The following is a 19797-nucleotide window of genomic DNA, read 5'->3' on the forward strand; positions in this document are numbered from 1 at the left end:
GCATGTGCGTCAACAAACGGCGCGAGCCTACTACCGACACACAGTTAACTCGAAGAGGCGCCCGGAATCCGAACCTCCGGATAAGCGGCGGGGCAGGGTGAGTTGTCCGCCGATTACGGGAGATTGCCGCCCGGGACCAGTTCCTGGGAGCGAGGCCGGATCCGATCGGTGCTGTGGAGGAGTTGGCCAGAATTTTCCGCAGTTCGGGAATCTTCGGGGCGGGTCGGTCGTCCTACTCATTGGGAATTGGGGGCGGAATCGGCCACAGGAGCCGCATCCCGCACCTGGGCGGCGTAAAAGAGCGCAAGCCGGGCAGCCGTTGAGGGGCCGGTTCTTGGAGCCGGGGGCAAGCAGTCTGCCGGCGGTGGGGAGTGACACGTTGATGGGCACGGCGGAGCGGCGCAAGGCGCCTGAGGACGGCACGGCTGCGCGGGGTACGGCGTTGCGCGAGCCTGAGGCACTGGATCTCGACATTCCGGTGGTGAAGGGGCGCGGGGTGACAGGACGAGGTGATCTTCCGTCGGCGGCAGTCGGCGACACGGCCGACAGCACAGTACGGCGGACAACCCGGGACAACGGCCGGGACAATGGCCGGGACACCGGTCGGGCCGACGCGACGGAGGGTGGCCGCACGGCTTCCACGGAGCAGAAAGGGGCCGTATACCGGCCGTTGTGGGTCGAGGAGGCTGCCCGGCGGCGTCGGCTACCGGACCCGGTTCGTAGGTCGGCGGTGCGGGCGGTGCTGTTCATCGCCGTGACACTGCTTCAGGCCATGGTCGCTTTCCTGTGCACGCTGGCCGGGTCCTGGCTGGCGTTCCCCATGGTCATCAGCAGCGTGGTCAGTACCGTGGTGGCCACCTGGGGAGCGCTGGACGTCTGGGTGACCCGGCAGGTGTGGAGCCAGCGCAACGGCGTCGTGTCGACGCCGAGCAGCACCGCGCGCGCACTGCGCCGCGAGCGGCGCCGGGCACGCAGGCAGGAGCGGACCGCCAAGCGCGCGCAGGAGCGGATACGTCGGCGGAGCGGCGCCGGACAGTTGTCCCACTCCTGAGACCGGGACCGGTCGCACGGGGCACGCCGCAGCCCGCCCGCCACGCCGTCCGCAGTCCTGGGCTTCCGCGTGTGCAGTCGGTCACGCGGCGCCTGTCCTCTGCCACGGCGCCGAGTTCGGTGAGGACGTCCGGGGCTTCACGGTCGACGGCAGCGAGGGCTTCGCGAAACTGCCGGCCGTCGCCGAGGACCAGGACCTGCGCTACTACGCGATCACCGTCGAGCCGACGGTGTTCATCAACTCGTACCGGACCACGTCATCGTGCACCGCATGTTCCCGCTCGCCGAGGACCGCACGGTCGTCGAGTGCGACTGGCTGTACGTCCCTGAGGTGGTGGACTCCGGGGCTGACGTGTCGAAGTCGAAGTCGGTGGAACTGTTCCACCGGGTCAGCCTCCAGGACTTCGAGGCATGTGAACGTACGCAGCCGGCGATGTCCTCGCGTGCCTACCGCGGGGGTGGTGCTGGTTCCCAACGAGCACCACATCGGGATCTTCCACGAGTGGCTCGTCGAGAAGCTCGGAGGCGGCAATGCCCGACCTGTTCATTGACGGCGTGTGGCGGGCGGCTCGGGACGAGCCGATGGTCGACCCGCGGTACTTCACGCACGAGCACGATGAGCGGGTGATGACCCACGGTTGCGGCTGGCGCGCCGGATCGCCTCGCAGCCGGCGTTGAACGGTTGGGCGGGCGGGGAGCTGTCCCCCGGGCCGGACGTGCGGACCCACGACGAGCTGCTCGACTACATCCGCAAGACCCACAAAACCGTCTACCACCCGTCCTGCACGGTGAAGATGGCCGCGGACGACGACCCTTCGGCCCTGCTCGACGCGCGGCTGCGGGTCAAGGGGGTCAAGGCACTGCGGGTCGCGGACGGCTCGGTGATGCCCGACCTCGTCACCGTCAATCCGTCATCACGACGATGATGACCGGCGAGAAGTGCGCGGATCTCCTCAAGGAGGACGCCCGGCAGCGCTAGGAGTGCGAGGAACCGCGTGACCGGCCAGGACCGGCCCGCGGTTCCCCGCTCCGATACGGCTACGGGGTGCTCGGCGCCGCGCGCTTGTACATCCGCGTGGCCGTGATCTCGCTGTGCCCCGCCTCCCCGGTGGAGACCTGCGGCAGCCCCGGGCGCAGGTGTTCCTCCACGCTGATGTACTTCAGGCCGGCCCGGAGGTCGGCGTCGTTGCGCAGGCGGATGACGAGCGGGAACTCGGCCAGTGCCGTCGTGTCGAACAGGCCGGTGGTGTAGAGGAGCTGCACGCCGAGGGCGTCCGAGACCGCACGCTGCAGCTCCAGCAGGTAGGTCGCGTTGGCGCGGCCGATGGGATTGTCGAGGAACAGGGTGCCGGCGTAGCGGTGCTTGTCGCGGCCCCGGTCGTTGCTCCGCAGGGCCGCCATCGTGCAGTACAGGGCGATGGCGGCGGTGAGGAGCTGGCCGCCGGAGAAGACGTCGCCCATCTGCCCGACGGGCACCCGCTCGGCGCGCAGCACGGCGTCCGGCTTGAGGATCTCGACGGCGACGCCCTTGGGCTGAAGGGCCGCGCCGACGCCCCGCAGCAGCAGGGACATGCCGTCGCGCCGCAGGTCGGAGTTCTTCTTGACGGCGGCGCGGGTGGCCTCGTCGACGACCTCGCCGAGCCGCTCGGTGAGCGTGGCCTGGTCGGGCTCCTCGAAGCGGATACGCAGGAACTCCTGCCCGGACCACTCGCCGAGTCCCTCGGGCAGCCGGGACAGCCGCTGGGCGGACCTCAGGGTGGCGAGCGCGGACTCCACGAGCCCGCGCAGCCGGTCCACGATCGAGTCGCGGTTGCGCTCCAGCTGCGCCAACTCGTCCGTCAGAACACGCAGTCGGGGCGCGAAGGCGTCCGCCCACTTCTGGGCGTGCTCGGGCAGCGCGGCGGCGGGCAGTTCACGGATCTGCTGCCGCGCGGGGGTGCGCACCTGCTCGTACCGGGTGGAGTTGGCGTGCCGCACGAGGACGTCGCTCGCCTCGCGGACGGCGGCCTCGGCGGCGGACAGCTCGGCGGCGCAGCCGCGCAGGGACCGGCGGGCCTCGGCCGCGGACCGGCGGGCTTCCTCCGGCGTGCCGGGGTAGGGCTCCGGTGCCTCCTGTTCCTCCTCGGGGGTGTGCTCGCGCAGCAGGTCGCGGAGCATGGCGGCGATCTCGTCGAAGCCGCCGGCCGCGTCCTCGGCGGCGCGGTGGGCGTCCAGCAGCTCGGCGTGCGCCTCCCTGGCCCGCACCAGCGTCTCGGTGCGGGAGGCGAGTTCGGCGGTGGCGGTGCGCAGCAGCGCCTGCGCGTGTCCGGCGTCACGCGGCTGGAGCTCCGCGGGCAGTTCGGTATGGGCGTCGCCGTCCTCGGGCGCGTGCCGTTCGGCCTCGCCGCGCAGCCGGCCGAGATGCTCGCTCGCCGTGGACACGCGGGTCTCCAGAAGCTGGACCAGCTCCTCCGCGCGCGCAGAGGCAGCCTGCCGGGACGGTCCGTCGGAGCCGTCCGGTGACTGGAGCAGCTGCTCCGCGCGCGTGCGGACCTTGTTGCTCAGCCGGTCCAGCTCGGCCAGGGCCGCGCTCTCGTCGCCCTCCGCGCGGGCCTGTTCGGCCCGCAGGTCGGCGCCCACGCCGACCTTCTCGTACAGCTGGGAGGCGGCCCGGTATGCCTCTCGCAGGGCGGGCAGGGACGCCCTGGTCGCGCCCGGTTCCGCCTCCGGTACGTCCTCGGGGGCGCCGGCGATCTCGGAGCGCTCGGCGCGCAGGGCACGCGCGGTGCGGCGGGAGTCGTCGGCGGCCCGCTGGGCGGCGCGGCGGTCCTCGTCGGCGGCGCGGGCGCGGTCCAGGCAGGTCTGGGCGCGGGCCTCCGACTCGGCGGCCTCGTCGGCGAGTTCTCGCAGCTTGACCTGCCAGCCGGCGCGCTCGCGCAGCCGGAAGGCGAGTCCGGCGAGGGCGTCAGCGGCGCGCCGGGCCTTCTGGGCGGCCTCCTGCCGCTCGTCGCGCGCCTGCGCGGCCTCGGCCGCTGCCTCGTCGGCCTCCGCGCGCACGGTCCGTGCCTCGGCCAGCTCGGCCTCGGACTCCTCGGCGAACGCGCGCGCCTCCTCGGCGGTCCGCGCCAGCTCGGTGAGCCGCCCGGCCGGGCAGCCGGTGCGCCAGGAGGAGAGCCGGGCCGCCAGTTCCCGGTCCTTGCCGAGGCGGGCCGCGAGCCGGCGGATCTCCTCGTCCCGCTCCGCGGCCCGCGCGCGCAGCGCCTGCCGCTCCTCGTCGGCGGCGTGTTCGTCGTGCATGGCCGGGTTCGGCGGTACGAGGAAGACGTCACCGGCGTCGGTGCCGGATGCCGGGGTGGGGGCGAGAAGGGCGGCGGCGGTGCCGACGGCCACGGCGGACCGGGGCAGCAGGGCGGCTTCGACGAGTGCCTCACGCGCGCGTGCGTGCGAGTCGGGGTCGGTGATGATCACACCGTCGACCAGTTCCGGCCGGGCGGCGAGGACCCGCGCATGGTCGACGGGGTCGACGGCCTGGGCGAGGTAGCGCCAGCCGGGCAGGGCGGGGATGCCGTGCTCGCCGAGGTACTCCACGGTCGCGAGCACGTCCGGGCCGGGTGGCAGCAGTCCGCCGTCGCCGAGCGCGCCGAGGATGCGGGAGTCGTCGGCGGCGGCGGTCCGCAGGTCGAAGAGCTTCCGCTCGGCGCAGGAGACGGTGTCGTCGAGGAGTTCGCGCAGTTCGTCGGCGTAGCGGTCCAGGTCCTCGGGGGTGAGTCCGGTGGCGTCGGCCTCGTCCTCCTGGCGGGGCTGCGGGATGATCCGCGGGGTCGAGGCGCCGGTCACGCTGAGCAGTTCGGCCAGCCGCTCCTCGGCCGCGAGGTCCTCGGCGAGCCGGCGTTCGGCCTCGTACGACCGCCGGGCGGCCGTTGCCGCGTCGGCCGCGCGGGCGGCGGTCAGCTCGGCGCGCGACGCGGCGGAGGCGGCCTCGCGGGCGTGCTCGGCGGCCTTGCTCGAGGCCTCGCGGGCGGTGTCCCAGGCGGCGACGGCGCTCTTCTCGGCGTCGCTGGCGGTGAGGGCGGCGCGCGCGGGGTCGGCGTCGGGCGCGCTGTCGTCCAGCCAGCCGGCGCGTACCGCTTCGGCGGTCTCCTGCTCGACCTCGGTGAGGCGCTGGCGCAGGTGTCCGGCCTCGCTGCGGGCACGCTGTGCCTCGGTGGCGGCGGACGTGGCGTCGCGGTGCGCGGCCTCGCCGACCTCCTGGAGCGCCGCGGAGCGTTCCTCCTCCTCGTTGGCGAGGGTCTCGGCGCTCGCGGCGGCACCGTGCAGGGCGCGGACGAGGTCGACGGCGGCCTTGGCGCGGGCGGCGAGCGCCGGAGCGGCATCCCGCTCGGCCTCCTGGATGGCGGCGGACACGCGGGCGACCCGGTCGGCGGCGGCGCGCTGGCGCAGGGAGACCTCGGCGGCCTGCCAGGCGGCGTGCAGGGTACGCGCCTCGGCGAGTTCGCGCTTGTGCGCGGCGGCGGACTTCTCGGCGGCTGCGAGGGCGAGCGAGGCGTGCCGGAAGGCGAGTTCGGCGGCGATCAGCGCGCTGCGCTCGCGGGCGCTCTCGGAGTGCGTGACGGCGTACGCGGCGGCCGTGACCCGCTGGGCCAGGTCGGTGGCGCGGGTGCGCTCCCGCAGGCCGCGCGCTGACAGTCTGCGGGCAAGGGTGCGGGTGCGGCGCTCGGCCCCGGCGTGGACGTCACGCGCGTGGGCCCGGGTGTCGGCGGCCTCGACGATCCGCCCGAGCAGGTCCACCGAGCCGGCGGTGAAGTCCCGTTCGGCGATCAGTTCGGCGCGTCGGCCCAGTTTGTTGCCGAAGCCGCCGACGAGGTCGGCGAGGCCGTCGGTGTCGCGCGTGTCCGTCACCGCGCGCAGCAGCAGGTCGGTGAAGTCTGAGTCCTTCTTGACCGCGAAGAGGCCGGCCGCCTCGCCCTCGTCGGCGTTCATCTCGCGCTGGTAGCGGAAGAGTTCGGGGTCGAGGCCCAGCTCGCCGAGGTGCTCGATCCAGCGGTCGTGGATCTCCTCCCAGTGCACCTCCAGGTGCGGATACGCCTTGCCGGCGTCGGTGAGCGCGTCCCGGAAGCCCTTCATGGTGCGCCGTCGGCCCTGCGCGCCCGACTGGCCCTCGGCGGACGGCCGTACGGCGGTGGACTCGGCGACGGGGAGGTTGTCCAGGGCGAGTCCGGGGCCGGGCCGGAAGGAGTACCAGGCCTCGGCGAACTTCCGCGGATCGTTGGACACCTGCCGGCCGCGCCACTCGCTGACCTTGCCGACGACCACGCACTCGCCGGTCAGTACGTGCTGCCACTCCAGAGCGACATGGCCGCAGTCGTCGGCGAGCAGGAACTTGCGCAGGACGCCTGAGCTGGCGCCGCCGAGGGTGTTGCGGTGGCCCGGCAGCATCACCGAGAAGATCAGCTTGAGCAGGACGGACTTGCCGCCGCCGTTCTCCAGGAAGAGCACGCCCGCGGGCGCGGGCCGTCGTGGCGGGCCGACGGGCTCGTCCTCGAAGAACTCCGCCTGCGCGGGGGCGGGATCGGGCACGACCTCGCCCACGCCCCGCAGGTCAAGCACGGTGTCGGCGTAGCGCGCACCGGCAGGCCCGATCGAGTAGAGGCGGACCCGGGACAGCTCGTACATGGCGGACTCTCGTAAGTCTTCGGAAAGGGTGCGGTGGTTCGGTGCTACGGGAACTGCTGAGGCTTCAGGAGTGGAACGGCAGCCCCGCGTCGGCGACCAGCTCCAGGTCGTCGGACTCCTCGGGGGGCAGGAGCGTCGGTGTGCCGTCGGTGACCGGGACGATGCCCAGGTCCAGCAGCTCGGCCATGGCCGCGCTCGCCGCCATGTCCCGGACCTGCAGCTGGTAGCGGGCGGTGGTCCGGTACGTGCCGCCGCTGTCGTCACCGGTGCGCTGGAGGAAGCCGGATTCGGTGAGGAAGGCGACGGCCTTGCCGACGATGCCGGTCGTCGAACCGGCGAGCCGGCGGGCGTCCTTGGTGGCACCGGCGGCGCTGCGTCTGACCCAGATCCGCCAGGCGCCCTCCAGACCCGGGGCGTCGGTCGCGGGGTCGGTGTTCTCGCCCTGCTCCGTTGCCCGCTCCTCCAGACGGCGGCAGGCCTGGCGCACGAAGGCGTCCACGCCGTTGACGCTGACCCGGCCGATGTAGCCGTCGTCGGCCAGGTCCTCGGGCCGGGGGAAGGCCATCGCGGCGACGGCGAGATGTGCGAGGCCGTGCAGGAACCGGTCTGCGGAGTCCGCGGACGTACGACGCGCGTAGTCGCCCATGCGGACGGCGAACACCGAGTCCTCCGCGGCGGTGACGGCCATCCCGGCGCGTGGGGACACCTCCAGCACGATCAGGCCCAGTCCGGTGGCCACGGCGTCCGCGAGCCGCGCGAACGGCGGGTCCTCGCGGTAACGCCGCAGCAGGTCCGCGTACTCCTGGTCGCGCGCGGGCTGAAGTCTGGGATGGAGGCCGAAGGCGACGAGTCGCGCCGCGTCGGCGGCGTCGGCGGGGGTGACGACGGCGGAGGCCGGCGCGACGGCCTCGGGTTCACTCCGGTCGACGTACTCGGTCACGGTGTCGGCTCCTTGCTGCGGGGGTGCTCGTGCTGGCGGTTCCGGGTCCTGGTCATGCTGCTTCCGTCCGGTCCGCGGCCATCCCCGCCGCGTCCAGCAGCGCCATGCCCACTATCAGGTCGGCTCCGCCGAACTCCGGATCGTCCAGTTCGGTCCCGTCGTCGACGGCGAACAGCAGTTTCTGCTCGCCCTGCCGATAGGCGGTGCCGACCGCGGGACTGGCCGCGTGCACCGCCAGCAGGGCGACCAGGTACGGCAGTTCGGGGTCTCGCCTGCGTGCTTCCGCGAGAAGCCCCGACAGCCGCCGAGGCGCGTCCGCGGGCAGGTCCAGCAGTTCCTTAGCGGCGGTCAACTGCTCCTCGCTGAAGCGGCTGTCGTCGGGCGTCGCGATGAGGTCGGGCTCCGGCATCTGCGCGCCGAGGTTCTCCCGCTCCACCGGCGGCGTCAGCAGCAGGTCGACCAGGTCGCCCACCCGCACGGACACCGGGGTCCGCAGTCCCGTCCCGCGCGCGAAGAAGGCGTCGGTGACCCGGACCGCCTGTTCCAGCGGCAACGGCAGCACGGGCACGACGAGATGGCCGTAGAGGTCTGTCCCCGACGAGGTCATGGGGGTGGCGAAGGCCTGCCGGTCCTGCTCGGCGCGGAACAGGGGTCCGGCCTCCAGCAGCCGGGACTGCAGCTGGGTGTGCCGGCGGATGCAGTCCTTGACGATGTCGACGAGTTCGGCGGCCCGCCGTTTGTTCTCGGCGTCCTCGATCTCGTCGCGGGCCTTGCGGATGTTGGTGAGGATCGCGTTCTCGTGGCGGTAGCGGTCGGCGACGTGGTCGAGGGCCTCGGCGATCATGTCGGGCACGGCGTTCAGCCAGTCCACCGCGCGGACGTTGCGCCGGGTCGCCTCCAGGGCCCTGCGCAGGGTCTCCGAGTACTGCACGGTCCGGTAGCGGGCCTGTTCGGCGGCGAGTTGGGCGTCGGCCAGGCGGCCCCGGCGGATGAGAACCTCGAGTTTGACCTCGGCGGCGATCTGCGCGCTGGTGACGTCGGTGTCGAGGGCGCCCACGAGGACGTTGACCGCCTCGTCCGTCGTACGGAGGTAGACCGTGCCGCCGTACCCGGGGACCTCCTCGATCAGCTTGAAGTCGTAGTCCCGGCGGACGTAGGTGCCGTCCGGCGTGAAGGTGCCGTACACGGCGCGGAAGCCGCGGTCGACGGTGCCGACGTTGATCAGGTTCTCCAGGACCCAGCGGGCGACGCGCTCGTGCTCCTCGGCCTGCCGCCCGGGGGCCTGCGCGGCGATGCGCGGGATCAGGCGGGCGACTATCTGGTCGTGGTCGGCGCCGGTGTCGAAGTCCATGTTCAGGGTGACCAGGTCGATGGCGGCGAGGGCGATCTCCGCCATGCCGTAGACCGAGTACTCGCCGGCGAGGTTGGCCTTGCGCGCGTCGAGGTCGTGGATCGGTGCGGTGCAGGCGAGCGCGCGCAGCCGCCGCGCCAGTCCCTCGTCGGCGGCCGGCCCCGGCGCGGGGCGCGGCCCCGCGCTGAGCTGGGGCGGAACACGGTCCGTCGATGCAGGCGAAGTCACGGTGCACAGACTAGGTCCTCGGTCTGACATCGGCCCAAACGACGCAGAAGCGACCCACGTCACAGCGGTGCGCGACACCTGGCAGGCCGCCCGGAAGCCTCGGCCGGGGCTCCCCGATCGGATCCGCGGCGGAGAACCTCAGCCGTCGGAGGGATCGTCGCCCACCCGCCGCCGGTACACCTCGACGATCCGCTCCAGTGAGTCGCCCAGGTACACGGCGAGCAGCTTCTCCGCCTCCGCTCCGTCGCCGGCCTCGAGCGCCTGGAGGATCTGCCGGTTGCGGGCGAGGTAGGGCTCGTGCAGGCGGCGCGGGTCGTCGACGACGTGGAAGGCGAGGCGCAGTTCGGCAAAGACGCTGCGCATCAGCTCGTCGGTGCGCTCGCTGCCCGCGAGGGCGACCAGTTCCCGGTGGAAGTGGATATTGGCCGTACCCAGCGATTTCCAGTCACTTTCGCGCGCCGCCCGCTGCCCCTCCTCCACGGCCTCGGCGAGGTTGGCGAGCGCGTACGGCGGCTTGCCCAGTCCTCGTACGACGGCGCATTCGACGAGGGTGCGCGTGCGGTAGATGTCCTCGACGTCCTCCACGGTCAGGACCCTGACGAACACGCCCCGGTTGAGCTCGTGGACCAGCAGGCGCTCGTGGGTGAGCAGCCGGAACGCCTCGCGCAGCGTGTTGCGGGAGACGCCGAGCGCACCGCCGATGCTGTCCTCCGACAGCCGGGTCCCCGGCGGGAAATAGCCGTCCGCGATGCGGCTTCTGAGGATGTCCGAGACGCGTTCCGCCGTGCTGGTGCGGCCCAGGAGGGCGCGGTCGTCGGCCAGTCCCGCCAGCTGCTCTGCCATGCCCGGAATTCAACAGCAGACACGAGAACGAAACAACAGGGGTATTGAAGGATCGTTCAACGATCCCCTACCTTGCTGGATACCTTGCTCCGCCCAGCACCACTCCCGCACGGCCCAGCACCACTCCCCCACGGCACGGCTCCCGCACCGCACCACTCGCGCAGGCACGGCACCACTCCCGCACCGCACCACTCGCGCACGGCACGGCTCAGTCCCCAGCACCCTCCGTCATCCCTTGCGAGGTGCCCCATGAGCACGACCCCTCCACCACAGGCCCCCTCCACCGCCACCCACCCCCCAGCGGCCGAACAGGCCTCCGACGACGGCGCGCTGGCCTGGTTGCGCGCCCTGGGCCCGCGCGGGCGCCGCGCCTTCGCCGGGGCCTTCGGCGGCTATGCCCTGGACTCCTACGACTACTTCACGCTGCCGCTCAGCATGGTGGCGCTGGCCGCCTACTTCGGCCTGGACAGCGGCCAGACCGGCCTGTTCACCACCGTCACACTGGTCGCCTCCGCGGTCGGCGGCGCCCTCGCCGGAGTCCTGGCCGACCGGATCGGCCGGGTCAAGGCCCTGATGATCACGGTCATCACCTATGCCGTCTTCACCGTGGCCTGCGGCTTCGCGCCCACCTACGAGACGCTGCTGCTCTTCCGCGCCCTCCAGGGGCTCGGCTTCGGCGGCGAGTGGGCCGTCGGCGCGATCCTGGTCGCCGAGTACGCGAGCGCGAAGCACCGGGGCCGCACCCTGGGCGCGATCCAGAGCTCCTGGGCCGTCGGCTGGGGCCTGGCGGCGATCATGTACACGCTGGTCTTCTCGTTCTTCGGCGACGACGTGGCCTGGCGCGTGATGTTCTGGACGGGCGCCCTGCCCGCCCTGCTCGTGGTGTGGATGCGGCGCCGTGTGCAGGACGCGCCGACGGCGGTCGCCGCGCGCGAACGCGATGCCGGCAAGGGCTCCTTCGCGGCGATCTTCCGCGGTCCCCTGCTGCGGACGACGATCTTCGCGGGCCTGCTCTCCACGGGCGTCCAGGGCGGCTACTACACGCTGGCGACCTGGGTGCCGACGTACCTCAAGAGCGAGCGCGGTCTGTCGGTGGTCAACACCGGCGGCTATCTCACGTTCCTGATCTCGGGCGCCTTCCTCGGCTATCTGACCGGCGGGCACCTCACCGACCGGCTGGGGCGGCGCCGCAACATCTGGCTGTTCGCCCTGCTGTCGGCGGTCTGCATCCTCGCCTACGCCAACATCCCGAGCGGCGCGGACACCCTGCTGCTGATCCTCGGATTCCCGCTCGGGTTCTGTATGTCGGCCATCTTCAGCGGCTTCGGGTCCTACCTGAGCGAGCTGTACCCGACGGCCGTGCGCGGGACGGGCCAGGGCTTCACGTACAACACCGGTCGTGCCGTCGGCGCCGTCTTCCCCACCACGGTCGGCTTTCTCGCCGACAGCTGGGGCGTGGGCGGGGCCCTGGTCTTCGGCGCGATCGGTTACGGCATCGCGGCCCTGGCGCTGCTGGGGCTGCCCGAGACGCGCGGAAAGGAACTGGAGTGAAGCCTCGGATCATCGTGCAGGGCCGTTCCGCGGTCCTGGTGCAGGACCGTCCCGTGGCCCTCCTCGAGGAGCACGCGCACGCGTGGAGCCCCGAAACCGCCCGGTCCCGCTTCCGGGACGGCCTGACCGGCCCCACGGCGGGCGTCGCCGCGGGCCACACCCAGGCCAACCTGATCTCGGTGCCGGCGGACTGGGCGTACGACATGCTCCTGTTCTGCCAGCGCAACCCCAAGCCCTGCCCCGTTCTCGACGTCACCGACGCCGGCTCCTGGACGACCGTCCTGGCCGAGGGCGCCGACCTGCGCACCGACCTGCCGCGCTACCGGGTGTGGCGGGACGGCGAGCTGGTGGACGAGCCGACGGACGTGCGCGGGTACTGGCGGGACGACCTGGTGTCGTTCCTCATCGGGTGCAGCTTCACCTTCGAGTGGGCGCTGGCCGGGGCGGGCGTACCGATCCGCCACGTCGAGCAGGGGCGCAACGTCCCGATGTACGTGACGGACCGTCAGTGCCGTCCGGCCGGCAGGCTGCACGGCCCCCTGGTGGTGTCCATGCGGCCGGTGCCGCCGGAGCACCTGGCGGCGGCGATCCGGGAGAGCAGTCTGCTCCCGGCGGTGCACGGCAGCCCCGTACACTGCGGCGATCCGTCGGGCCTGGGCATCGACGACCTCGGCCGCCCCGGCTTCGGGGAACCGGTGGACGCGGAACCGGACGACATCCCCGTGTTCTGGGCCTGCGGTGTGACCCCGCAGGCCGCGGTGATGGCCTCGCGCCCTCCGTTCGCCCTCACCCACGCACCGGGACAGATGTTCCTCACCGACGCCCGCGACGAGCAGTACCGCGTGGCCTGACCAGGAGACAGCATGATCGATCTCAACGCCGACCTCGGCGAGGGCTTCGGCCGCTGGGAGCTGACCGACGACGAGCGGCTGCTGTCCGTCGTCACCAGCGCCAACGTGGCGTGCGGCTTCCACGCCGGGGACGCCGTCACCATGCGGCGGGTGTGCGAACTGGCGGCCGAACGAGGTGTGACGATCGGCGCGCAGGTCGCCTACCGCGACCTCGCCGGGTTCGGGCGGCGCGCGATGGACGTGCCGCCCGCCGAACTGGCCGCCGAGGTGGCCTACCAGATCGGCGCCCTGGAGGTCTTCGCGCGGGCGGCGGGCGCCCGGGTGGCCTACGTCAAGCCGCATGGCGCGCTCTACAACCGGGTCGTGCACGACGAGGAGCAGGCCACGGCGGTCATCGACGGCGTGCTCCTCGCCGGCCCGGCGCTGCCCGTGCTCGGGCTGCCCGGCTCGCGCCTGCTGGAAGTGGCCGGAAAGGCGGGGCTGCCCGCCGTCACCGAGGCGTTCGCGGACCGCGCCTACACCGAGGAGGGCACGCTCGTGCCCCGCGGCCGGGCCGGGGCCGTGATCACCGACGCGGACGTCGTCGTCGAGCGGTCCCTCGGCCTGGCCCGGCTGGGCGAGGTCGTCTCCCTCGCGGGGACGCGCATCGAGGCACGCGCGCGTTCCCTGTGCCTGCACGGTGACACGCCCGGCGCGGTGGAACTGGCCGGCAGGGTCCGGCGGCGGTTGGAGGAATCCGGTGTGCGCGTGGAGGCGTTCGCATGAGGGCACTGGCGGTCGGTGAGGACGCCCTGCTCGTCGAGGTGGCGTCCGGCGAGGACGCCCAGGCCCTCCACGCCGAACTGCTGCGCCGCCGCGCGGAGGGCTCACTGTCCGTCCGCGAGATCGTCCCGGCGGCGCGTACGGTCCTGCTCGACGGCCTCGCCGACCCCGCCCGCTGGGCCGCCGAACTGACCGGCGCCACCGTGCCGCCCACTCCCGCGCGGACGGGCGCGGTGATCGAACTGCCGGTGCGCTACGACGGCCCCGATCTCGCCGAGGTCGCCGCCCACTGGGGCGTGTCCGCGCAGGAGGCGGCCCGCGTCCACGCGGCCACCGAGTTCCGCGTCGCGTTCTGCGGCTTCGCGCCCGGCTTCGGCTACCTCACGGGCCTGCCGCCGCGCTACGACGTCCCCCGCCGTGCGACCCCGCGCACCAGGGTTCCGGCCGGGTCGGTGGCCTTGGCCGGCCCGTACACGGGGGTGTACCCGCGCTCCTCGCCGGGCGGCTGGCAGCTGATCGGCACCACGCGCGCCGTGCTGTGGGACCACGCGCGCGTACCGGCCGCGCTGCTGACACCGGGCACACGCGTGCGTTTCGTGGCGGCCGAGGGGGCGGGTGCGGCGTGAGCGGCCCGCTGTCGATGCCCCACGGCCACCCCAGGGGTGTTCTCGCCGCCGACGCACGGCACCCGTCCGCGCTCGCTGCCCGCCGCGGCACGCGGCGCCCACCCGGCCACCCCGGGCAGGGCGTCGGCGTCCGGGAGGGCGCCGCATGACGGACCGCGCGCTCGTCGTCGTACGCGCCGGTGCGCTCACCACCGTGCAGGACCGGGGCCGCCCCGGTCACGCCCATCTCGGGGTGCCGCGCTCAGGGGCCCTGGACGCGCCCGCGGCGGCGCTCGGCAACCGGCTGGTCGGTAACCCGCCCGAGGCCGCCGTCCTGGAGACCACGCTCAACGGCTGTGCCGTACGTCCGCGTTCGACAGTGACCGTGGCCGTGACCGGTGCTCCTTGCGGGGTCACCGTGGAGGGCCGTCCCGCCGCCTGGGGAGCGCCGGTCCGGGTGCCCGCGGGTGTGGTCCTGGACGTCGGTCCGGCCGTCTCCGGGGTACGGAGCTATGTGGCCGTGGCCGGCGGCGTCGCCGTCGATCCCGTACTCGGCAGCCGCTCGACGGACCTCCTCTCGGGCCTCGGTCCGCCACCGCTCACGAACGGCACGGTCCTGCCTCTGGGAGGTACGCGCGTCCCTACGGCGCGTGTGGACGTGGCCCCGCAGCCGGCGCCTCCTGGCGAACTGGTCCTGCGGATCGCTCTGGGCCCGCGTGACGACTGGTTCACCCCGGAGGCGGTCCGGCTGTTCACCTCGGGCGCCTACCGCGTGTCCGCGGCGAGCAACCGCATCGGGCTGCGTACCGAAGGACCCGCCCTGGACCGGGCGGTGGCGGGCGAACTGGCCAGCGAGGGAATGGTTCTGGGCGCCGTGCAGGTCCCGCCCGACGGCAGACCGGTGGTGTTCCTGGCGGACCATCCGACCACCGGGGGCTACCCGGTGATCGGGGTGGTCCGCCCCTGCGACCTCCCGTCCGCCGCGCAGGCGGCACCGGGCACCCCCGTCCGCTTCGTGGCGGTACGCCGGCGCTGACGGCCGGCGCCGCCAGGCCGCGTCCGGCTGCCGCTCCGACACCGACGGGGCGGTCAGGGCCGCCGACACCGCCGCCGAGGTGCGCAGGTCGAGGCGGGCACGGGTGCCCCGCGCGCGGTGACGCCTCTCGTCGACGGCCGGCGCCGGCAGCTGCGGAAGCAGGTCGGTGCACCTGCGGGCCACCCAGCCGATGCCGGCCGTCGCCGGCCACCACGGTCCGGCCGACCTCGTGGGCGTCGGAGACTGCGGCTCGGGCGAAGGAGCCGGCCCGGTCGCGAGCCCAGCCCCGGCCGGCAGCGCGCGGAAGCGCACAGCCAGCTGCCGGTGGTCCCGCTCGCCGGGGTGGAACCGGTCCGCGCGCCACATCGCGCGGTCCGTCAGCCACGTGCCCTCGGACGCGTGCGGGTGGACGGCGCCGTAGCGGTCGGAGAGCGCGTGGACGACGGAGTTGACCGCGCGCTGCCGCCGGGCGGGCGAGGGCCGGGCAGTCCGAGCGTCGCCCCGGGGTCGGACAGATCCGCCCTGAGCGGAACAGAACCGTGCTCTGCGCGGCGAACGCGAGGGTCCTTACGGACGGCACGCGTCCCCTGCGCGTTGCGCTTGCACGCCCGAGCAGGCCAGACGGCATCCACGCCCGTCCGACCCGCGGGTCATCCGCCGTTCATCCGGCGGGTACGCCTCTGCCGTCGATCACATGGCGGAGGCGGCGTCCGGCCCGATCCGGCTGCGTACGGCCGTCTGGACCTCGTCCTCCTCGGCCGGGTCGGCGGCGAGGCGGCGGAGCCGCTCCACGACCCGGGCATCGCCGGTCTCGGCATGCCGGGCGGCGATCTCGCGGGTGGTCTCCTCGCAGTCCCACAGGCACTCGACGGCGAAGCCGGTGGCGAAGGTGGGGTCGGTGGCGGCCAGCGCCCGTGCGCAGCGCCCGCGCAGATGGGACGAGGCGGTCTCGCGGTAGATATGGCGCAGTACCGGGGCGGCGCAGGCGATGCCCAGCCGTCCGGCTCCGTCGACCAGGGTCCACAGGGTCGGCGCGTCGCAGCCCTCGCCGCGTACGGCCTCGCGCAGGGCGCCGAGGACGAGGTCGCTGTCACGGCCGGTGCCCCGGCAGGCGAGCACCCGCCCGGCGGCGGCCCCGAGGGCATCCGGCCGGTGGGCCCAGCCGCGGGCCCGGTCGACCGCGGCGGCACTGCGCATCCGTTCGAAGGCGTCGACGGCGGCCTCCACGACGAAGCTGCTGCCGGTCGCCACGGCCTGTTCGATCAGGTCGGGTGCCTGGGCGTCGTCCTGGTCGGCGAGATAGCGAAGGGCGGTGCACCGGGCTCCCTCGGTGCCGTCCTCCGCTGCCCGCACGATCTCCGCGCGGTCCTCGGGCCCGGCCACGGCGGTGAGGCAGCGGGCGGCGGGGACATGGAGCGCGGCACCCCGTTCGATGCCTTGCTGGGCCCATTCGAAGACGGCCCGCACGCTCCAGCCGGGGCGGGGCCCGGTGGGGCTCAGCTGCCGCTGCCAGCGGTCGAAGCAGCCGGCCTCCTGGGCCGCACGCACGCGTGCGGAGATGTACTCGCGGGGATCCTCGGCCCACAGCCGCCAGGGCCGTGGCTCGAAGGCGTCCCGGACGACGGCGGCGAGTTCGGCCTCGCCCTCGGCGTCGGTGGCGAACCGGGCGAGCACGGGCGCGGCCAGGGCACGCAGGCCGGCGTCGTCGTCGCGCAGGGCGAGTTCGTCGAGGGCCCAGGCCCAGTTGGAGCCCGAGGCGGCGTACCTGCGGAGCAGATCGAGGGCGTCCCGCCTGCCGTAGGAGGCGAGGTGGCCGAGGACGGCCAGGGACAGGCCCGTGCGGCTCTCCTCGGTGTCGAAGGCGTCCTCGACGTCGAAGAGGTGCGCCTCGATCTCGTCGAGGTCGCCGCCCAGGTCGAGGTAGAGACGGGCGTAGTAGAGGGAGCGGTTCTCCACCTGCCAGTCGTGGCGCGGATCGCGCAGCACGCAGTGGTGCAGTGCCGCGAGCGCCTCGGAGCGGGGGGCGGTGAGCGCGTGCAGTGTGCCGTCGCCGCGGCCCCGCTGGAGCAGGCCGAGCAGCGTGCCGCTGGGCGCTATGAACGGATCGAACATGGGAAACAGCCTCACATCAAGCGTCGACGCAACCGGGGACCTGCATTACCTGGCCGCGTGACAACACGTCGGGGCGCCCGCCGTTTCCTGCTTGCTGTAAGCCATCTTCCTCTGCCTCTCGTCGGTGGCCCATGCGGACCGCATCACGGCCCGCGCGGTGCGGCAACACCTGCCCAGCCATCGCGTCCGTGAATCACGTCGTCATGATGACTCGGCAGCTCAGCCTGCCGCGACCGAAATTTCCGGCGGCCCCGTACCGCCTCCCCCGTGGTCGTTGATTTACCTGGTCAGGAACTGTGCTCCGCCCCCTCAGGAACGCCGGCTCATTGCACGCCGAACAGCTCCAGAAGCTCCGCCTTGGCGAACATGCGGGCGGTGTCGACGGCCGAGGGGGTGCCTGCGGCCGGGTCGGCGCCGGCCTCCAGAAGCGCCTTGATGACGTCCGTCTCCCCCTTGAAGACCGCCCCGGCGAGGGGGGTCTGGCCGCGGTCGTTGATCCGGTCCGCGTCGGCTCCGCGGGCCAGCAGCGCCCGGACCGCCTCGGCGTGGCCGTGGTAGGCGGCGAGCATAAGGAGCGAGTCGCCGCGGTCGTTGGTGAGGTTGGCCGGCACGCCCTCGTCGACGTAGGCCACGAGCTCCTCGGTCTGTCCCCGGCGGGCAAGATCGAAGATCTTGGTCGCCAGTTCCACGACCTCGGGGTCGGGGACTTCGGTCATCGGCCGGACCGCCTCTCGTTGCAGCCGTTCAGGTGAATCGCCAGCGTACTGGCTCGCCGGACACATGGCGGGACCCGCCGGAGGCAACGATCACGGCGGGATCCGTTCGCCGCAACTCTTCTGCTCGCCCGGCTGGCCGGGGACTCCGCCAGACGGGGGAAATTCTCAGAATTTCACCCAATTGCACCTTTTATCGTATGGATACATCCTGTGAGCCTGGAAGTACTCATGGTGACTGTCCCCCGCGAACCAGGAGAACAGAAATGATCCTGTCCATCTCAGGCGTGGTCCTGCTCGGCATCATCGTCTTCCTCTTCTTCCGCAAGGACGGGCTCAAGGCGTCGCACGGCGTCGTCTGCGCCCTGTTCGGCTTCTACCTGGCGAGTACGGCCCTCGCCCCGAGCATCAAGGCAGGCGGCGAGAGCCTGGCCAGCCTCCTCGGCGGCATCAAGTTCTGACGCCGCCCTCCCCCCGCCGTCCGTCCCTTCCGTACGCACTCCAGGAGACAGCAGTGGCCCGGCGCCCCCTTCCCCGCATCCTGAGCACAGGCAGCGCGCAGATCGCCCGGAGCCGGGAGCTGGCCCGGACGGCGGCAGACAGCGCCACCGACATCCTCCACCCACTGATCACGGTCACCCGCGGTCTGCGCCGGCTGGCCTCGGCCGGGCGGCGCAAGTGGGCCGAGACCCCCAAGGACAGGCGCGGACCGCTGCTGTTCCTGGTGGCCTCGGTGATCCTGGTCGTGGCGCTCGTACCGTACGGTCCGCTGCTCGCCGTCGTCACGCTGATGGCGGCAGCCGCCTGGCAGGGCCGGGACCGCACCCCACCGGCTCCCGACGGCCCCGACGAGTCGCAGACCCAGCGGCTCCAGGCGCTGTACGAGGCCCTGGTGCCGTACTTCTCCACGGCGGAGGACCCTTCTCCCCTCTACGCCCACGGCGGCGAGTGGGAGAAGGCCTTCCCGTCGTACGAGTTCGACGGCCCGGGCCGGATCACCGAGCTGGAGATCCGTTACCCGGCGTACTTCCCGGACGGCGAGGCCGAGGCACGCGCGCGTGTCGAGCATCTCCTCGCGGCCAAGTCCGGCCGGGGCCGCGAGTACCGCTTCGCCTGGGACGAGGAGGGCAACGCGCTCACCGTGTCGGTGCTCGCCCCGCTCCCCACCGACCTCGCCGCCCAGCGCTTCGTGACCGCACCCGGCGAGACCGTCCTCGGCTTCACGGATCCCTCCCAGGTCCACCGCACGCTTCCCCTCACCCACGGCGAGGAGCGGCGCGACGTCCCGCCGGTCGTATGGCGCACCGGCGTCCGCTCCACCGAACCGCACCTCCTGGCGGTCGGCCAGCCCGGCACCGGCACCTCCACCCTGCTGCGCTCGATCGCCCTCCAGGCCCTCCGGTACGGCGACGTCCTGGTCATCGACGGCGGCGGCACCGGCGAGTACGCCTGCCTGACCGGCCGGGACGGCGTACTGGGCGTCGAGGTCGGGCTCGCCGGGGCGCTGGCCAGCCTGGAGTGGGCGGCGCACGAGACCGAGCGCCGCCTGATCGCCGCCAACCGCGCCCGTCAGGAAGGCCACCCCCCGCCGGACGACACCAGGCGTCCCCTGTGGATCCTGCTCGACCGTCCCACGGCGTTCACCCACCTCGCCGACGCGGACGGCCGCAAGGACCCGCAGGCCCTCCTCCAGATTCCCCTGCGACACGGCCGCGCGGCCCAGGTGACGGTGGTGGTGGCCGAACAGTTCGACAGCCTCGACACCCTGAGCGACGCGCTACGGCAGCACACCCGCGCGCGGGTCGTGCTCGGGCCCGCCCCGGCCGGGCAGCTGGAGGCGGTCCTCGGCGTACGCCCGCACACGAGCCCCGCCGAGCACGTTCCACCGGGGCGCGGGTACGCCCGGCTGGGCACCGGCCCGGCACACCGACTGCAGGTGCCGGCCACTCCCGACCCGTACGACGACGCCACCAGCGACGCGCACCGGCAGGCGGTACTGGACCTGCTGCCGCCCCGGACGACCCCGGCGGACGGCGAGAAGCTGCCGGTGCCGGCGGAGGCCGTGGCGGCCGAGAGCTCCTAGACATCCCACTGCACGAGGTC

Annotated in this window: 14 protein-coding genes and 3 pseudogenes; 10 read left to right on the forward strand and 7 right to left on the reverse strand. The window is 73.3% G+C overall.

Features of this window, described 5'->3' with window-relative positions; all coding sequences use genetic code 11:
* Positions 1–382 precede the first annotated feature (382 nt).
* From P1P75_RS08865 to P1P75_RS08875, 3 genes and pseudogenes are all read left to right on the forward strand, one after another.
* Positions 383–1051, forward strand: a complete 669-nt coding sequence (locus P1P75_RS08865) for a hypothetical protein (protein WP_319253250.1) — start codon at positions 383–385, stop codon at positions 1049–1051.
* Positions 1052–1154: 103 nt separating this feature from the next.
* Positions 1155–1601: pseudogene (locus P1P75_RS08870) on the forward strand (SRPBCC family protein); the annotation flags it as partial.
* A gap of 19 nt (positions 1602–1620) precedes the next feature.
* Positions 1621–2029, forward strand: a pseudogene (locus tag P1P75_RS08875) (GMC oxidoreductase); the annotation flags it as partial.
* Between the two features lie 59 nt (positions 2030–2088).
* On the opposite strand, the gene P1P75_RS08880 reads toward P1P75_RS08875, so the two are convergent.
* From P1P75_RS08880 to P1P75_RS08895, 4 genes are all read right to left on the reverse strand, one after another.
* Positions 2089–6702: a hypothetical protein gene (locus tag P1P75_RS08880; protein ID WP_319253252.1), complete on the reverse strand. Its 4614-nt coding sequence runs from the start codon at positions 6700–6702 to the stop codon at positions 2089–2091.
* Between the two features lie 64 nt (positions 6703–6766).
* Positions 6767–7642, reverse strand: coding sequence for a hypothetical protein (locus P1P75_RS08885; protein ID WP_319253254.1), 876 nt, complete (start codon positions 7640–7642; stop codon positions 6767–6769).
* A gap of 52 nt (positions 7643–7694) precedes the next feature.
* Entirely contained in the window at positions 7695–9221 is a 1527-nt protein-coding gene (locus P1P75_RS08890) for a hypothetical protein (protein WP_319253256.1), read from the reverse strand.
* 138 nt (positions 9222–9359) lie between these two features.
* Positions 9360–10064, reverse strand: coding sequence for a GntR family transcriptional regulator (locus P1P75_RS08895; RefSeq protein WP_319253258.1), 705 nt, complete (start codon positions 10062–10064; stop codon positions 9360–9362).
* A gap of 249 nt (positions 10065–10313) precedes the next feature.
* Here P1P75_RS08895 and P1P75_RS08900 point away from each other — a divergent pair, with 249 nt between their 5' ends.
* The 5 genes from P1P75_RS08900 to P1P75_RS08920 all read left to right on the forward strand — a co-directional run bounded on the left by P1P75_RS08900 (position 10314) and on the right by P1P75_RS08920 (position 14869).
* Complete coding sequence (locus tag P1P75_RS08900; protein WP_319253260.1) at positions 10314–11615, forward strand: MFS transporter; 1302 nt, start codon at positions 10314–10316, stop codon at positions 11613–11615.
* Between the two features lie 35 nt (positions 11616–11650).
* Complete coding sequence (locus P1P75_RS08905) at positions 11651–12466, forward strand: putative hydro-lyase (RefSeq protein ID WP_319253297.1); 816 nt, start codon at positions 11651–11653, stop codon at positions 12464–12466.
* Between the two features lie 12 nt (positions 12467–12478).
* Positions 12479–13231 carry a 5-oxoprolinase subunit PxpA gene (locus P1P75_RS08910; RefSeq protein ID WP_319253262.1) on the forward strand — a complete coding sequence of 251 codons (753 nt, stop codon included), beginning with the start codon at positions 12479–12481 and terminating at the stop codon, positions 13229–13231.
* Positions 13228–13854, forward strand: a complete 627-nt coding sequence (locus tag P1P75_RS08915; protein WP_319253264.1) for an allophanate hydrolase subunit 1 — start codon at positions 13228–13230, stop codon at positions 13852–13854. The genes P1P75_RS08910 and P1P75_RS08915 overlap by 4 nt, the downstream gene beginning before the upstream one ends.
* 145 nt (positions 13855–13999) lie before the next feature.
* Complete coding sequence (locus P1P75_RS08920) at positions 14000–14869, forward strand: biotin-dependent carboxyltransferase family protein (protein ID WP_319253266.1); 870 nt, start codon at positions 14000–14002, stop codon at positions 14867–14869.
* A gap of 15 nt (positions 14870–14884) precedes the next feature.
* Here P1P75_RS08920 and P1P75_RS08925 read toward each other — a convergent pair.
* From P1P75_RS08925 to P1P75_RS08935, 3 genes and pseudogenes are all read right to left on the reverse strand, one after another.
* Positions 14885–15408 (reverse strand): annotated as a pseudogene (locus P1P75_RS08925) (SGNH/GDSL hydrolase family protein); the annotation flags it as partial.
* 151 nt (positions 15409–15559) lie between these two features.
* Positions 15560–16981: a HEAT repeat domain-containing protein gene (locus P1P75_RS08930; RefSeq protein ID WP_319253268.1), complete on the reverse strand. Its 1422-nt coding sequence runs from the start codon at positions 16979–16981 to the stop codon at positions 15560–15562.
* A 323-nt stretch (positions 16982–17304) separates the two neighbouring features.
* Positions 17305–17697, reverse strand: coding sequence for an ankyrin repeat domain-containing protein (locus P1P75_RS08935; protein ID WP_319253270.1), 393 nt, complete (start codon positions 17695–17697; stop codon positions 17305–17307).
* Between the two features lie 263 nt (positions 17698–17960).
* Between P1P75_RS08935 and P1P75_RS08940 the strand changes: the two genes are divergently transcribed.
* Together P1P75_RS08940 and P1P75_RS08945 are read left to right on the forward strand one after the other, a co-directional pair.
* Positions 17961–18155 (forward strand): hypothetical protein, encoded by a 195-nt coding sequence (locus tag P1P75_RS08940; protein ID WP_319253272.1) that lies wholly within the window; start codon positions 17961–17963, stop codon positions 18153–18155.
* Positions 18156–18208: 53 nt separating this feature from the next.
* Positions 18209–19777: an ATP-binding protein gene (locus P1P75_RS08945; protein WP_319253274.1), complete on the forward strand. Its 1569-nt coding sequence runs from the start codon at positions 18209–18211 to the stop codon at positions 19775–19777.
* Positions 19778–19797 lie beyond the last annotated feature (20 nt).

Origin of the sequence: Streptomyces sp. ID05-39B (assembly GCF_033794725.1) — a bacterium.
Lineage (GTDB): Bacteria > Actinomycetota > Actinomycetes > Streptomycetales > Streptomycetaceae > Streptomyces > Streptomyces bobili.

Coding starts and splice junctions, on each gene's coding strand:
- P1P75_RS08865 (WP_319253250.1), top strand. CDS start 383: ATGGGCACGGCGGAGCGGCGCAAGGCGCCTGAGGACGGCACGGCTGCG.
- P1P75_RS08880 (WP_319253252.1), bottom strand. CDS start 6,702: ATGTACGAGCTGTCCCGGGTCCGCCTCTACTCGATCGGGCCTGCCGGT.
- P1P75_RS08895 (WP_319253258.1), bottom strand. CDS start 10,064: ATGGCAGAGCAGCTGGCGGGACTGGCCGACGACCGCGCCCTCCTGGGC.
- P1P75_RS08900 (WP_319253260.1), top strand. CDS start 10,314: ATGAGCACGACCCCTCCACCACAGGCCCCCTCCACCGCCACCCACCCC.
- P1P75_RS08910 (WP_319253262.1), top strand. CDS start 12,479: ATGATCGATCTCAACGCCGACCTCGGCGAGGGCTTCGGCCGCTGGGAG.
- P1P75_RS08915 (WP_319253264.1), top strand. CDS start 13,228: ATGAGGGCACTGGCGGTCGGTGAGGACGCCCTGCTCGTCGAGGTGGCG.
- P1P75_RS08920 (WP_319253266.1), top strand. CDS start 14,000: ATGACGGACCGCGCGCTCGTCGTCGTACGCGCCGGTGCGCTCACCACC.
- P1P75_RS08930 (WP_319253268.1), bottom strand. CDS start 16,981: ATGTTCGATCCGTTCATAGCGCCCAGCGGCACGCTGCTCGGCCTGCTC.
- P1P75_RS08935 (WP_319253270.1), bottom strand. CDS start 17,697: ATGACCGAAGTCCCCGACCCCGAGGTCGTGGAACTGGCGACCAAGATC.
- P1P75_RS08940 (WP_319253272.1), top strand. CDS start 17,961: ATGATCCTGTCCATCTCAGGCGTGGTCCTGCTCGGCATCATCGTCTTC.